This is a genomic window from Photorhabdus sp. CRCIA-P01, from assembly GCF_003545805.1.
In the GTDB taxonomy this organism is placed as follows: Bacteria; Pseudomonadota; Gammaproteobacteria; order Enterobacterales; family Enterobacteriaceae; genus Photorhabdus; species Photorhabdus antumapuensis.
On record NZ_NMQR01000007.1, the window covers coordinates 19,832 to 35,185 of the forward strand.

Sequence of the window (15,354 nt, forward strand, 5' to 3'; positions counted from 1 at the left end):
ATTCAATAAATTATATAGATCCAGCCAGAATATTTAGACGCTGCATATCCAAACTTCCCTCCATCCATTCATATCCCTGAATGTCAGTAACTGTCTTCTGTAACCAAATATCTGTTAAAAAGAGCTCTGTTCCCACAAGCTTTGGCATGATACGAATAACTTTTTCCACAAACTCGGTAGAACAAGCTTTGGCCAGTGAAACAGCTGCACCATCCAATATGTCATCGTCTATTCTCAAGGCGGCACGGTAATTCAGATTTCTTATAGCTTCAATTTCAATCTGCAAGGAGGAGTGGAGCTCTCTAGCCCTCACATTACTTATACGCAGTATGGCAAAATCAAGTAGTGCTTGGGCACTACCTAACGCCATAGCACATACACAAGGTCTCATACGATAAAAAGTTTTTATCACTGCGTGCATACCACGTTCTAATGGTCTGCGGTGTAAGCCCAAAATGTGCTCTTCAGGGATAGAAATCTTGTCAAAATATAGGTGACTTAAGCCAGCACCTTGCAATCCAGCAACAGGTAGCAACTGACGAAAAACTTTGGGATGAGAAAGGGTTTCAGGGGTCAACAAAATTACACCGATACTATATGGCCCCGTTCCAGTTCTGACAACCATTGTTCCGATCGTAGCATCACGTCCATTACCTACTAGCCATTTCTCAGCATTAAGCTCAAAATCATCACTCAACAATGAAGACGGATTTCCTGCATCAGAGCCTTTGCTAGGCTCCGTAACTGCCATACAAGTACGAGCTCTATGCTGAGCAACATATTCAAAAAAATAGTCTTGTTGTTCAGTTGAGCCTAATTCTCGTACAACGATACCGGAAAGAGATGGGCCTGGACATGACAGCAGGACATTTGGGTCTCCGTAAGCAAGCACCTCATACATTTTTGTCCTTTCCAGACAGCTACTACTGTGGTCCATATAAAGTTGGTCGAAAAGCGGTGTATCAAGATATGATAATACAGTATCCCGATCGTCTAACACCTTCAAAGACAAAGAGCGAAATAGTTGAGCTAACTCTAACCATTTCTCTCCATAGTGTGTACAGGCAATAGAACCGTCAAAATTAACCATGGAATTCCCTCAGATAAACTTGATTCAGAACAGAGAAAATGCTCTGCATTTCGACCAACCCCTGCTGCAGAAGAGCCCTCCCTCCCGTTGTTTTAATCAGGATATCAACCATTCCCTCAATTTCTTCAGCCGCATGTTCAGCAAACTGTGAAGGCATTTCTTCTTTTATGTCTCCTACACACTGAAATAACAATAATTGACGCTGTATAACTTGCGCTAAACGGAGACGAATAGAAGAAATTGATAATAAAGAAACATTACCAACCTTACGCTGTGCTGTATGATCAAGTAAAATCGATATCCAGCGTTCAATCCAAATAAGCTGCATTCGTATCATTTCACATTGATAGTCAACATACTTTTTTGCTATCTCTTGTGAAGCAATATCACCATCTTTCTCCTTAAATTTGCATAACAATAATCTCTGGCGCTTCATGTTATTACCGACAGGAAGAACAGCGACAGTATTTATTCCTCTCCAACTGTATTGTTTTTCATCCAAAAAACATAATTCTGAATTTTTCCACTGTCCTTCTGAAACTACAGCAAACCTATTTCTTACAACAATTTGGTTTGATGTAGAGAAAACTGTTTGGGCTAATTGTTCCACCAACCAGTGAAAACGTTGTTCCTTCTTTGATTCGAATGGATAGCTGATATTAAACATGATTAGATTCCTAAATTTTTTGTAAGACAGACCACGCTATTCTTAAACTTTCCATATCATGCTCTACCAATAATATATTCCTTCTACTTAATGGTGTTAGTGTCTTATCTGCTAGAAGTAACAATGTATTCATTCCTGTAACTTCAGGTTTCAAGAAAGCAAACTTGATTGAGATTTTCTTATTTTTCTCTTCCATTTGAAAACGCATTTTTTTAAAAAAATAGCCTGCACGCTCCGTTAATAATACAGTATCTTCTTCATCTAACTGCAATTGATGCAATATATTTCTTACCATGCCAAAGGCATCCAAACCATCAGCCAAATCCCATTCACTTATCTGCCCTGTTTTTAATAATATCCATTTATTTTCATTGCTTTTTTCCGTTGTGAGTAAGGCTGCAATAGCACAAGATCGCTCTGGTATTGGAAACCCATTAGAAATATTACGAGGAATAGTATTCTGCTCCATTCCTAATAGTAATACTTTACTCACATTATCGCTAGATAAATAATTACCAGCAATACCTAAAGCTGTGGTTGATACCAAACTTCCATTATCACAAATATCGAATGAATATCCTTTAAGGTTATAATGGTCCATAAAATATGGACCAAAAGCCGAATGATCCGGATCAAACTCAGGTGCCCAACAAGCAAATATAGATAAATCAACATCACTCAAAAAAATAGAATTTTCCATTTTCTTAAGAACAAAGTCTCCTAATTCAGTATAAGAGTATTGATCACCTTCTAATAAAGTTGAATCAGTTAATTCATCTTGCGAAATACGATGTAAGTCTTTCTGGTATATGGAATAACGGTTTCTTGGGGTTTTTCTGAGAGATCTCTTATTCATTATCTCACAGAAAACCTGATTTACGTAAACCATGTCATGATACACCGTTTAAGCGTTCTAAAACATAATCACAGACAGAACCAATACTTTGTACATGACTAGCTTCCAATGTATTTGCATCAATCATAAAATTTGGAACATTATCCTCTAGTGACATTAAAAATGTCAGTGTAGTCATAGAATCCAGCCCAAGCTCATCACGTAATGATGTTGATTCACTTATGTCGTTAAGAAAGACAACATTTAATTCTTTCGTCAAAATGTTTTTAATAATAAGAAAAATATCTGATTTATTCATCATATTCACCAATTTTTAGTTAATATTAAAAGGATATCTTAGGGCATTTTTAAATAAAAATACTATAAATCATGAAGGAACTCATAACTTCCATCATTAAAAATACTTTCATTTTATAAATTTATATATATTACAATGAAGCTCATAAACTTTTATCCCTCCTTTTATGGAAAAAAGAGCAACATAAATAGATATCATATTTTATTCTATAATTATAAGAATTAAGAGCACTAAAACAAAGAAGCAATCAACTAATAATCATATGCATTGATAATACACAAGCATATTAATAACGTCAATAAAATTTCACAATCCCTACAAGAGAAGAATTAAAATAAGACATCAACAAAAAATCCAAAAATAAACAAAATATCATAAATATTATCTTTAAATTTAAAAAATTAAAAATAAAACACTAATTATTCAAAAGATATACGATTTATTCAGAGTAGGATTCATACCTCTCTAAAAAATACATAACGTTATGATTAAAAAAGAATTTAACCAATTAATAAAAAACAAAATAATCAATAATAGGTATATAAAAATAATAACAAATTACTAATTAACAATAAAAAAGTACATTTTCCTATAAATTAGGAACCCTATGTTACGAATAAAAAACAAACAAAAAGAGCAACATCAAAATTAAACAGAAATAAATAATAACGGTATGAAATATAAAGATAGGAATCAGTAATTGTTATTATAGCTCTCGTTCCATATCTAACTTTCTAGCCAGCCGCCAAAATAATAGTGTTCAATTCACCACATCAATGTTCCCGCATTAACACCCGACATTCAGCCTTTTCTCCTTTCTCCGTCATGCCCAGTGCCAGATACAAATTCGGTGGAGCCACCCGAAACAACACTTCAATTTTTTTCACCAACATTACTCCTTTCGGTATAACAACGAGATAATTTACTGGCTGATAACAGGACGGCTTTCTGCTTTTCAGTCAGTTTTTTGAAAAGGGTGATTTGTTCTATCTCATCCGGTGACATAGTCAGGCACAACCACCACTCCGTCATATTCGGCATTTTATCGACGATATCAGGGTAGTCCCGTTCAGCCAAATTATTGACTTTGTTAATTGGCGATACCAATCGCCAATGCCATCTGTACCGAGTCGCTGTCACCCGCTTATGTACCAAAATCTATTAAGGCGACATCCACCTCTAACTGCGGAGTACCAGTGCGGTTAGACAGTTCCCCTTCAAAACCTTAGGTAAACATTGATATAGCTCTGGCCTATTTTATCGGTACGTGCCCGCCGATATGCCGTAATCCAAAGTTAACCGCTCTCATCTTTTTGGTAATTACGGGCAATAACATAGAGCGCATTCTGTAAGTCCGAAGCGATCATCTAGTGTCCTTCCTCAAAGCTAATCTGTGCAGCCAGGATAATCGCTTCGCGGATCAATCCCCGATCAAAGTGGGTCAAACGCTATTCTTCTCCAACCAACGATGCTGAAATACCTCTGCGGCAAACTGACCTTAAAACTCTCACGGATCGGAGGATAATTGACGCATTCAATATATGTGATCTCAAGCATTACCGTATTAACTACGGTATGCAATTTATGGATACAAAAGTTACCATAATCACGTCACTGTATCGGAGATTTCACACACCAAGAACAAGGTAACAAATAATTATTTAACCCGAATTCTGCTTAAGCCATCATTAAAAAATCTTCTTCTAAGTAGAAAACTTTCAGTGATGGCTTCTTCAATTTAAGGCAGTAAGCAATCAATCCACCTAAAACGCACAACAGAAAACCTTTTATACTTCGGTGGCGGGAATGCTCTATTTGAGAAATAGTTTTTAATTGCCCATTAATCGTTTCAATGATAAAACGCTTTGATAACATTATCTTATCCCACTCAGCTTGCAGGTGAGCTTTCATATTTCGGCGCTTTTGGGTGATGAAAGTGAGTCCCGCTTTAGCTAAGTCGTCAGCCAATTCCTGACTGAGATAACCTTTATCGCCGTACAGAGAACCCGTTAATTCTGTTGTTAACTCGCGAACAGGTTCACGATCATCTACATTACCGGCAGTGACTTTAAGCGCCAAAATTTCCCCCTGATGATTGACAACCAAGTGTAATTTGAAACCGTAAAACCCTCCCATTGAATTTTTTCCGCGCTTGGCTATCCCCGCAAAGACCTTATGTCGAGGAATGCGAATGTTATGGCAGACACTCAAACGGGTGGAATCAATAAAAGCAATGCCTGTGGGTTTTCCTTTTAATTGCATCAGATAGCTGCATAGTGGCACCAAAACGGAAGGGGCCACACTGACAAAACGGGGATAGCTGAGTAAGGTGGGAAAATCGTTGTGGTGATATTTCCAAATATGTTCTCAATAAAAATGTTTAAAATCCCGGTAATGCGACCGATGAAAAAGGATCAAAATGGTCATGATTTCACTGGGAGACATGTGACCTTGTCGGCGGCGTAAACGATGCTGGTTATCGAGACAAAATTGTTCCCATTGAGGGATGAAAAAACGGCAAAAATCATCGACATCACAGAAAATTTCAACTAAGTTGTCCATAGCCTGTTCCACCTCGGAGCTGTTTTTGAGTCTGCACCAAAACTTTGCTCCTGGAACAGGCTTCTCGTCAATTTCTTATCCAGAATTCGGGTTATTTAAGAAAACAGTTAAAGGTAAAAGCTAAGCGTTATCCAAGACAGAATGTTGTTTATGTATTACTTTTTTCTTATTTACGATACTATTAGTACTATTCATCTACATGTCAGTTAACAACAAATGAAAATTGCAATTTTACGTCGTAATGGTCTTGGTGATTTGATTTGTACCCAGCCATTAATCAAATATTTACAATACAGATTCCCGGCAGCAAAGATCCATCTATTCATCGAATCTAATAATAAAGAATTGGCTGGTTATCTTTCCCCAGAAATAATAACGCATATCATTCCCAAAGGGAATAAATATACGACTACTTTAGGAACTGCATTGAAATGGCGCAAGTTACATTTTGATATCGCCATTTCAGCAAAACCCACGCCCATGAAGTTGAATAACTTATTTTTATGGCTTTTGGGGGCTAAAAAACGTTATGCTGTAACACAATCACATCAATGGCATGAAAAACTAATTAATTATTCCAGTCTATCCACAATATATCAAAGGATATCATCAAGCACTCAAAGTATTAAGAGTATTTAATCCTGAAATAAACAAATTATCCTCTGATTTATTCCCTAAAATTCCATATCAATATTTTCCGCCTGTCAAAAAACAGGATTCTCCTACTATCCTGTTTTCTGTTTCAAATAATCGGGAAAGGAGCAGTATTACTCATGAACGAATGGCATTAATTTCCCAGAAAATTAAAGAATATTTTCCAGATGCCAGCTTTATTATCTCCACTCTTCGGCAGGACAGATCAAATGCTGGAAAGTTGTTGGCAATGATAGGAAAGCAAACTCAAATAGTAGAATGTCAATCATTACAATCTTTTTTGTCACTTCTCAACAGTGCCGATCTGATCATTGTCGGTGATGGTGGAATATGCCATTTAGCCGCCGCGTTAAACAAAAAATTAGTTGCCCTCCATGGTGTCACTAAACCGGAAAATTGGGCTCCCCTTGTTTCTGAAAATCAATGTGTAACACTTTATGATCCCCAGAATGTAAACAATATTCCTCTGGAAGATATCTATCAGGCCGTTTTTAAATTACTCTCTCCAGAAAAAAATGCACTTATTAGTCGAATCCAGCATTGATAAAGGTACAAAATAATCATTGTCTCACATAGGAAAACTATTGGTTCAAAATTAAACATTAGCAAGGTGACATGAATAATATTCATATTATTGTGCCAATCTTTTAACTCTCTCATTGTGTTACCTATACCAGATGGAACGCCTTTATGCCTCATTACTACAACTAAAGTCTCTGGAAAATCAGCCCCATTAACCTCAATACTGTCCATGACCTAATTCTTCATTATGTGACTTGCTGACAGTTTCAATATCACCCCCGCCAGACAGAAACGCTAAATGTACACACCAGATAACAGGAGTTGACGTCTGTTAACACAGTTGTTCCAGCCCGATTAATTTCTTCTATGACTAAAACTGTGATTAATAATTTTGATGATGAAATATACAGCCACATCAATAGCAACAGAATATCCGAATTAATAATAAGACAAAAATGAATCAATTTGTCTAATTTATATCATGATGAAAAATAAGACATTAAATAAACATCATTATTATTTCTTGATTGAATTAACTCAATCAATCGATTAATTTAATCTTATAACACAATGAAATAGAAAGAAATTTTAATTAATTGCAAAAAAAATACTATTTTTTTGTTTAAGTTGTTGAAAAAGATCATATTTTAGTTAATACTATTTTCCGTCGAGTGAGAATAACCCTAAAGCAAAAATGAAACTCTGAATTGGAAATCAACTTAGATCCTAAGAAAAATAAGAAGAAATTTTCGTTATCTTAATCACAGTTAAGATGACAATTTATCCGATCGTATTAACATCGTTAATACGATGGTATTACATATTACGGTTTGCCCAATCAGAATATTCACTTTCTTTGAGTAAGATACTAGTGCGTTGAGTAGCTATAGATTACTTTTGTTAATATCGCTATGGAATCTCCATTTCAATAAAAATAGTGAAAATAAGTTTATCCATATGTACTATGCACCTTGCCTATAAGAGCTTTTCACTGTTATTAGCAATACCTTACAAGAATTTTGCTATCAATATGGTGCTTATCATGCTACAGGATTCCGGGCATTTAAATAAAAATAAGAATCATTATTAACAACACGAGTAAGCTTACAATAATAGATGATATCTCAGAGAGAAAACCATTCTTTTCTATAAAGAATTAATATCAGAAATTTATTATCAACAATATGAATACACAGACTATAACATGGTGAAAAATGATGACTAAATTAGGATAAACTAAAGATATAGGTAAAAAATGGTTAAAAATGCGATTGCATTATATACCACGATAAAAATGATTTTAATGATATCATCAGCCATTAAACTATCATGATGGTTAGATATATATTTTTATTGTATAGACAGAACTAAAACACATATTTATTAAGGTAAAGGTATTTTTAAATGAAAAAGAATTTTATTTTGGCTTCTTTAGTGACAATATTAGGGATTTTTAGCAGTTTCAGTGCGTTATCTTATGATGGAAAAATTCAATTTAGAGGCACAATTCTTGCTAATGGCTGCACCATTAGTAGTGGTAGTAGCGGAATTCAAGAAGTTAATTTTGGTAAAATACCAAAAGAAAGATTTAAGGGCACAGCAGGAACAATAGTTTCCTCTCAACCATTTACAATTGATTTAACTAATTGCCCCGGTTCAACTATAGGTATCAGGTTTTTGGGAAATGTAGATTCTAATGATAATACTTTATATTCTAGCAAAATTTCTGGGATTGGTATTGAACTGACTAAAAATGGAGGAGAAAAAATAAACTCCAACGCAGAAGTATCTGGTTATCCAATTACAACAAGAAATGCCCGTATCCCTCTTATAGCAAATTTAAAATCAACCAATGCTACAGTAGGTGATGGTGCTATTAATTCAGACGTAAACTTCACACTTATATACCCCTAAAACCAAATAAATACTTTATTAAAGCTAACTTATAACAAAATATCATTTATAACTAAAGGAGTAAAAATGCTTCGCTTTATTACTCCCTTTTTGCTTGTCTTTTTTATAGGACAAGTACAAGCAGGGATTACTTTAGGCGGCACTCGCCTAATCTATAATGGCTCACAAAAAGAAGCCACGATTTCTATCACTAACTCGGATACAGAAAGACCTTATCTTGTACAGTCGTGGGTAGATAATATCGATAACAGTCAAAACAAAGTACCGTTCGTTATTACACCGCCATTGTTTAAGGTATCGAAAGAGAGCGAGCACCAGATCCGTGTTTCATATATCGGCAATCACCTGCCAACAGATCAGGAATCAATATTTTTACTCAATGTCAATGCGATTCCGGCTGTTGAAAAAAATGACAATAGCAAGATGATCATAACGATAAAAAACATTATCAAACTGATTTATCGCCCGGCAGGGTTATCTGATAATGATGCGAATAATGCTATTAATCGTTTGGAAGCATCAAGTAATGCCAATGGCGTTCAATTAACTAACCCTACGGCTTATTACATTAATCTTAATGAGATGAAAATTGACGGAACATTAATACCTAGACCCGGATTTATTCCCCCTTTTAGTCATAAGGTATTTACAGCCCCAAATGGCATAAAAAGCGTGATTCTGACCGCTATCAATGATTACGGTGGCACAACAGAAGAGCGCCGGTTTAATTTCTGATAATATTATCTGATGAGTGTATTGTGAAAAGAACAATTAGCTTTGCTTTAATGATTTGTTGTTTATCGTTGCCAGCATATGCAGATCTGTATTTCGATATCAATGCATTACAATTATCAGACGAAGACAGAGAAAATATTAATCTGGAGAGTCTGGCAAAAACAGATTCTCATATTCCTGGGGTCTATAAAGTCAATGTTATCGTCAATAAAAAGGATATTGGCATTAAAAGCTTATCCTTTATTGACTGTGGTGAGAAACTTTGCCCTGAGTTATCTATCAGTTTACTGAAAGAAATCGGGGTAAAAACAGCAAGCTTCCCTGAATTAGCCTCACTTGCTGAACAAGAAATCATTTCTCAACCAGAAAAATATATCCAACATGCATCAGCAGAACTGGATTTAAGCCAGCTTACTTTGACCCTGAATTTTCCTCAGGCTGCCATGCAATCACAAATCAGGGGAGATATCTCTCCTGATCAATGGGATGATGGTTTGCCGATGTTTTTCACCAACTATCATCTGACAGGAATGCAATCCTGGAATAAAAATCAACGTGAACAGAATCAATATCTGAACTTACGTAGTGGCTTTAATTTAGGTCCGTGGCGAATTCGCCATAATAGTTACTACAACCATACGGGTACAACATCTGAATGGAAATCGCTTAAAGCCTATGCTGAACGGGATATTCGTCCATTAAAATCCCGTCTGGTATTAGGTGAAACATCAACCGACAGTATGGTATTCGATAGTTTCACTTTTAATGGCGTTAAATTGATGTCTGATAGCCAAATGTTGCCAGATAGCCAGCAAGGGTTTGCACCTGTTGTCCACGGTATCGCCATGACGCACGCAAGGATAGAAGTCCATCAGAAAGATAATCTTATTTATCAAACTTTTGTTCCACCGGGCGCCTTTGAAATTACCGATATTTATCCCAGTAACCTGAACGGTGATCTGGAAATATCCATTTATGAAGAAAATGGTAAAGTCAGAAAATTTACTCAACCCTTTGCCGCTTCGCCATTAATGATCCGTACCGGCCAAATGAAATATTTTGCCAATATCGGTAAATTCAATGGTGGCAAACAAGCCAGTAAAAAAAGATTTATCCAGACAGAAGCTATTTACGGGTTATGGGATAGCACCACCATTTATGGTGGAATCATTGTCTCTTCTGACTATCAAAGTCATGCATTAGGTCTGGGCCATAATCTGGGAAAATTTGGCGCGGTATCAATTGATGTTACCAATGCAGCAACCCATTTCCCAAACAGAGAAAAGAAAACCGGGCAATCTTATCAGATACGCTACAGTAAAGGTTTTACTGAAACCAATACAACGGTGACATTAGCGGGTTATCGCTACAATACCAATGGTTATTACAGCTTTAGCGATGCCAATAATAACGACCAATTTACTGATAATAACAGAAATAGCGCACCTAAAAACCGGATGCAAATAACGATGGGCCAAAGCTTAGGACAATATGGTAGTCTTTCATTATCTGCCTGGCAACAAGATTACTGGCAAGATAAAGCCAGTAAGAATCAGTCATATTCCATGTCCTATAACACCAATATTCATGATATCTCTTTGTCATTGAGCTACAATTACCATCGTAATCGTTCAGGAATCAACAACGATCAAGTTTTTTCATTCAATATCAGTGTTCCTCTAGATAAATGGCTGCCATCAGATAATCACAGTGCATCGGTAGATTATGATACCTCTTATCACACCAACGGTAACAGCCAGCATTCAATGACATTATCCGGCTCTTTACTGGAACAACAAAATCTGAACTATATGATTTCTCAAGATTACAGCTACGAAAAATCAGAGAAAGAAAAAGAATCAGGTAATGCCGCCAGCCTATATTACAGAGGCTCATACGGTTCAATGAATATAGGTTACACCACTGATCATAGAAAAAATCAGCGGGTTAATTATGGATTAGAGGGAGCGATTATTGCCCATCCCTATGGCGTTACCCTAGCGCAGAATATTAGCGAAAGCGGCGCTAGTGCCTTAATTCGAGCCCCTGGGGCAACCCATGCCAAGGTACTGAATAATACGTCCATAAGTACAGATTGGCGGGGATATACCGTTGTGCCTTATATATCGCAATATCGAGAAAATATGTTATCTCTTGACACCAATACATTCAGTGATGACGTAGATATTGATAATCCAACCACTAAGGTCATTCCAACCAAAGGCGCATTGGTATTGGCGGATTATTCTATTCGTGTTGGTCATCGAGTATTTTTAACTTTACAACATCACGGTAAGAAGCTCCCATTCGGTACAATAATCACGGGCCCAAATGGTGTTAATGGTATGGTGAATGAAAGGGGAGAAGTTTTCCTGAGTGGTGTGAGTGACACAGCAAAATTAATGGCTGATTTAGGCGATAAACAAAGCTGTCATATTCAATTCGATAGTAAATTATATCAAAAAATTAATGGTATTATTTTGACTTCATTACGTTGTCAGTGATTAAAATAGTATTTATACCCTTCATCTTTCAAGCTGCTGCTTTGTTGGCTGCTTTCACTCACCCCAGTCACATCGTTATCTATGCTCCTGGGGATTCGTTCACTTGCCGCTTCGCTGCAACTCGAAATCTATTAGGTATATCTAGGGAAAGTATGAAAAATAAATTAATTATATTAGCAACATTATTACTAACACTACTCAATATTACAAAATCAATTGCCTCATGTAAATTAAGCAATAAATTTAAAGCAATTGATTTAAATGTTGAGATAAATGAAATTATCAATGCAAACTATAACATTCGAAGACATATTACCATAGCTGAATACGGTCCTATGGAGCTGGCTAATAAAATAAATATTAAAGCCGATTCAACCATTGCTATCTGTGATAATAATGAAAATATCTCTTTTGAAACAACATTAGGTATAATAGGATTATCCAAAGAGAGTGATTGGATAAAAACAAGTGTAGATAATTTATATTTTTCCGTATCTTATGATGGAAATGGGAAGGGTAGCTCTCATGATGGCATCAATAGAAAAATAACTTTAAGAGATATCGGTAAAATAACAATTAATCTTATTCAGACAAATGATATCAAATCAGGCTCCACACTAAAAAAAGGTTTGATATTATCTTTATCAACAAGTGATGGTAAAAAATTAATAAATATCAAATATAATAAGGACAATATAATTGGCAGTCAAAGCTGTATGACATCCACACCCTATCAAGAAATAAAATTTGGAAGAATCAATACTTCTTCATTTAAAGGAAGAGGCTCTACTGCTGGTCGTAATAACTTTGATATTCTCATTCAATGTAAAGATAAAAATATTCCCACTATAAAGTTCACAGGAGAAACAGTGAGCCCAAGTCTAAATAGCATTGTTAAACTACATCAATACAGCGAGGGAAAAACAGCCAGAGGTATTGGTGTTCAATTGTTACATAACAATAATCCTGTTTATATGGGTACATCTCTTACTATAACTGAATGGAGAGGTGAAAAAGATCTTTACTATTTACCGCTTACTGCCCACTATTACCAAATAGATGATAAAGTAACCGGTGGAAAAGCTAATGCATCAGTACAATTTACAATTGAATACAAATAGCTTTACAAGTCATCTAATTTAACTTAAAGTATTAACATCACATTAACATGAGAAAGAAGAGAAATTTTCCTCCGTGATGTTAATAATACAGCAGAATTAAAACCTGATTTAGACGATAAATAAATCTGCCATATTAATCTCACTAATAAATTATACCCAAAAAATAATGGCACTATTCTCGCTTCATTATGTTATTAATAAATGGTGTTATTAGTAAATTGCATTGTCAGTAATTAAGAATAAATCTCAACAGGTATAGATATGAAATCTTATTCACGGTTATTAATTTCTGCTGTTTTACTGTTTAATATCAACAAAATACATGCTACTTGTATCTCAGAATCCACAACGAGTAACGGCACTGTCTATTTTGATTTAAATTCACTTAAATTAAACTTAAATACATCAGACACTAAAAGTATTCATGTCGCCAGATTCAGTGCTGAACAATTAGCTAGCAGTATGGGGCTCAATATAAATGACCCTATTTTTTCATGTGATGACAACGGATATTTTGTTTTTGGTGAAAGTGTTTATCTTGGCATGTCAGGTAATACAGAGCATGGGACAGGAAAATTAACAACAGGCATAGAGAATCTCTATTTATATTTCGTTGCTCATACTGGGAATCTAAATAATATTAAATATCCCACAGCGGATGGCAGAAGTTATATATATTATCCTCCAGAGAAGAAAAAAATCACCTGGAAAGATATCGGTGATATTGATGTTTATCTCTATAAAGAAGGTGAAATTAAATCGGGTAAATCATTGCATGCTGGAATAATTTCCATATTACAAACATCGAACGGCATCCGCCTATTAACAATAAGAAACAAAACAAGATATCATGTTACTGCTCAAGGTTGCATGGCTCTATCTGGCGATCAAACCGTTAAATTTCATGATGTTTATAGTTCTTCGTTTAAAGGAAAAGGCACAACTGCTGGTCATGCTGATTTTAATATCGGCATTGAATGTACAGAAAAAATCAAACCTACAATTACATTTTCAGCAAGAACAATCAATGGCACGCCGGAGAGTATTATTCAATTAGACAGAGCTAATGCACCAAATACAGCAAAAGGGGTTGGTGTACAAATCTTATATATGGGAACTCCCATTCCTATTGGAAAACCATTTGTTGTAGGTTATTCTGACAGAAATTCTCGTTATAATTTACCTTTCACTGCCCGCTATTACCAAACCGATGATCGAATAACAGGTGGAAAAGCTAATGCAATAGCACATTTTACCGTTCAATATGAGTAATATTAAGTATAAACTGGACAGTATTTAGTAGATGCACATAATAAGCTAACCACCATAACCACTATGATACAAATGCATATCGTTAACCCGGAAGTAAACATGTTCGTATTCCCTTAAATAATTCATTCGATGTTTTCCCACCCCGTGTTTTTCGGGGGCAATTATTTAATCGGTTTACCACAGATTTTATTTTCTGATCAAAGATTTCATTAAAATCGGTTCCCTTCGGAAAGTATTGTCTAGTTAACCCATTGATATTCTCATTGCTCCCTCTTTACCAAGGCGAGTAAAGGAGGAAAAGCCAATTTATGTTTCTAATTTTTTTGAGTGATGCCCTGTCGGACCAGTTCAATCATCGGCTGATTAAGCTGGCTAAATGAAACACGTTCATTGTTAAGAAAACGCCAGATGGCCTGAGCGGTGGCAAAGGTGGTCTTCTAGGCACTAGCAATATCTTTAATCGCCGGCGCCAGGGAAGCCGCAGGAGTCATAGGTTGTTTAACCAAAGATTGATATCGACGATTGAGTCAGGCATCGAACTCGGCGATGGAAAAATTGAATGCATACTGAATATCAATACCATTTTTGACGAAAATTGCGTAGATACCTATAGGTAAGAGTCGGGGAGGACGTTCCACTAAAATTCATTTAACTGTAAACAGTTACGGTTTGTCTGTGCATGTTGAGCTATCCGGTCGTCAAGCTCATGACATTGTTCATGCGGAAAGTTTGGTAGAAGCAATCACCTTCATCGGATTTTGTATCACTGACAAAGGTTACAATAGCAATACTTTCAGAAATTGCGTTGAAAAACAAGGCTCGACAGCCGTCATTTCTTGACGAAAAAATAGCCAAAGATTGATAACTATTTATCTCGTTGCCAGGATTAAACATTTTCGTGCTATAGCACCAAGATACGATAAATTGGCACGAAATTACGCCAATAATTTCTTCACTTAATCAACCAAATTAATTAATTCATTTGATATTATAACCCAATGAAATAAAAAGAAATTTCAGTTGATCGCAAAAAAACACCATCTTTTTTTCACCTAACTTATTGAAAAAGATCATTTTTTGGTTAATACTATTTTCTATCGAGTGGAATTCCCCTACAGCAAGAAAGAAAAATGGAGTCCTAAAGCAGAACCAATTTTAA

11 protein-coding genes and 4 pseudogenes are annotated in these 15,354 nt (G+C 35.6%); 8 read left to right on the forward strand and 7 right to left on the reverse strand.

From position 1 onward, the window contains the following. Positions 1-10: 10 nt before the first annotated feature. The 6 genes and pseudogenes from D3222_RS06665 to D3222_RS06690 form a co-directional block, all read right to left on the reverse strand. Positions 11-1,090 (reverse strand): acyl-CoA dehydrogenase family protein, encoded by a 1,080-nt coding sequence (locus D3222_RS06665; protein WP_118985460.1) that lies wholly within the window; start codon positions 1,088-1,090, stop codon positions 11-13. After that, the gene (locus D3222_RS06670; protein WP_118985461.1) at positions 1,083-1,757 is read right to left on the reverse strand and encodes a hypothetical protein; all 675 of its coding nucleotides are present in this window, start codon (positions 1,755-1,757) and stop codon (positions 1,083-1,085) included. The genes D3222_RS06665 and D3222_RS06670 overlap by 8 nt, the downstream gene beginning before the upstream one ends. 10 nt (positions 1,758-1,767) lie before the next feature. Further along, positions 1,768-2,613, reverse strand: coding sequence for a hypothetical protein (locus D3222_RS06675; RefSeq protein WP_232832430.1), 846 nt, complete (start codon positions 2,611-2,613; stop codon positions 1,768-1,770). A gap of 34 nt (positions 2,614-2,647) precedes the next feature. Continuing rightward, positions 2,648-2,911, reverse strand: coding sequence for an acyl carrier protein (locus D3222_RS06680; protein WP_118985463.1), 264 nt, complete (start codon positions 2,909-2,911; stop codon positions 2,648-2,650). A gap of 776 nt (positions 2,912-3,687) precedes the next feature. Beyond that, positions 3,688-4,359: pseudogene (locus D3222_RS26965) on the reverse strand (conjugative transfer ATPase); the annotation flags it as partial. A 229-nt stretch (positions 4,360-4,588) separates the two neighbouring features. Next, positions 4,589-5,473 (reverse strand): annotated as a pseudogene (locus D3222_RS06690) (IS982 family transposase). 216 nt (positions 5,474-5,689) lie between these two features. Here D3222_RS06690 and D3222_RS06695 point away from each other — a divergent pair. The 7 genes from D3222_RS06695 to D3222_RS06725 all read left to right on the forward strand — a co-directional run bounded on the left by D3222_RS06695 (position 5,690) and on the right by D3222_RS06725 (position 14,195). After that, a complete protein-coding gene (locus D3222_RS06695; RefSeq protein ID WP_118985464.1) occupies positions 5,690-6,112 on the forward strand; it encodes a glycosyltransferase family 9 protein in 423 nt (140 codons plus the stop codon). 142 nt (positions 6,113-6,254) lie between these two features. Continuing rightward, complete coding sequence (locus tag D3222_RS06700; RefSeq protein ID WP_118985465.1) at positions 6,255-6,671, forward strand: glycosyltransferase family 9 protein; 417 nt, start codon at positions 6,255-6,257, stop codon at positions 6,669-6,671. Positions 6,672-8,053: 1,382 nt separating this feature from the next. Beyond that, entirely contained in the window at positions 8,054-8,563 is a 510-nt protein-coding gene (locus D3222_RS06705; protein WP_118985466.1) for a fimbrial protein, read from the forward strand. 66 nt (positions 8,564-8,629) lie between these two features. Beyond that, a complete protein-coding gene (locus tag D3222_RS06710; protein WP_118985467.1) occupies positions 8,630-9,298 on the forward strand; it encodes a fimbrial biogenesis chaperone in 669 nt (222 codons plus the stop codon). 23 nt (positions 9,299-9,321) lie between these two features. Beyond that, entirely contained in the window at positions 9,322-11,802 is a 2,481-nt protein-coding gene (locus tag D3222_RS06715; RefSeq protein WP_232832432.1) for a fimbria/pilus outer membrane usher protein, read from the forward strand. A gap of 152 nt (positions 11,803-11,954) precedes the next feature. Continuing rightward, positions 11,955-12,923, forward strand: coding sequence for a fimbrial protein (locus D3222_RS06720; protein ID WP_157975295.1), 969 nt, complete (start codon positions 11,955-11,957; stop codon positions 12,921-12,923). Positions 12,924-13,184: 261 nt separating this feature from the next. Further along, a complete protein-coding gene (locus D3222_RS06725; RefSeq protein ID WP_118985469.1) occupies positions 13,185-14,195 on the forward strand; it encodes a fimbrial protein in 1,011 nt (336 codons plus the stop codon). A gap of 82 nt (positions 14,196-14,277) precedes the next feature. Here D3222_RS06725 and D3222_RS06730 read toward each other — a convergent pair. Continuing rightward, positions 14,278-14,484: pseudogene (locus D3222_RS06730) on the reverse strand (transposase); the annotation flags it as partial. A gap of 320 nt (positions 14,485-14,804) precedes the next feature. On the opposite strand from D3222_RS06730, the pseudogene D3222_RS06740 reads away from it, so the two are divergent. Further along, a pseudogene (locus tag D3222_RS06740) lies at positions 14,805-15,155 on the forward strand (transposase); the annotation flags it as partial. Positions 15,156-15,354: the final 199 nt, after the last annotated feature.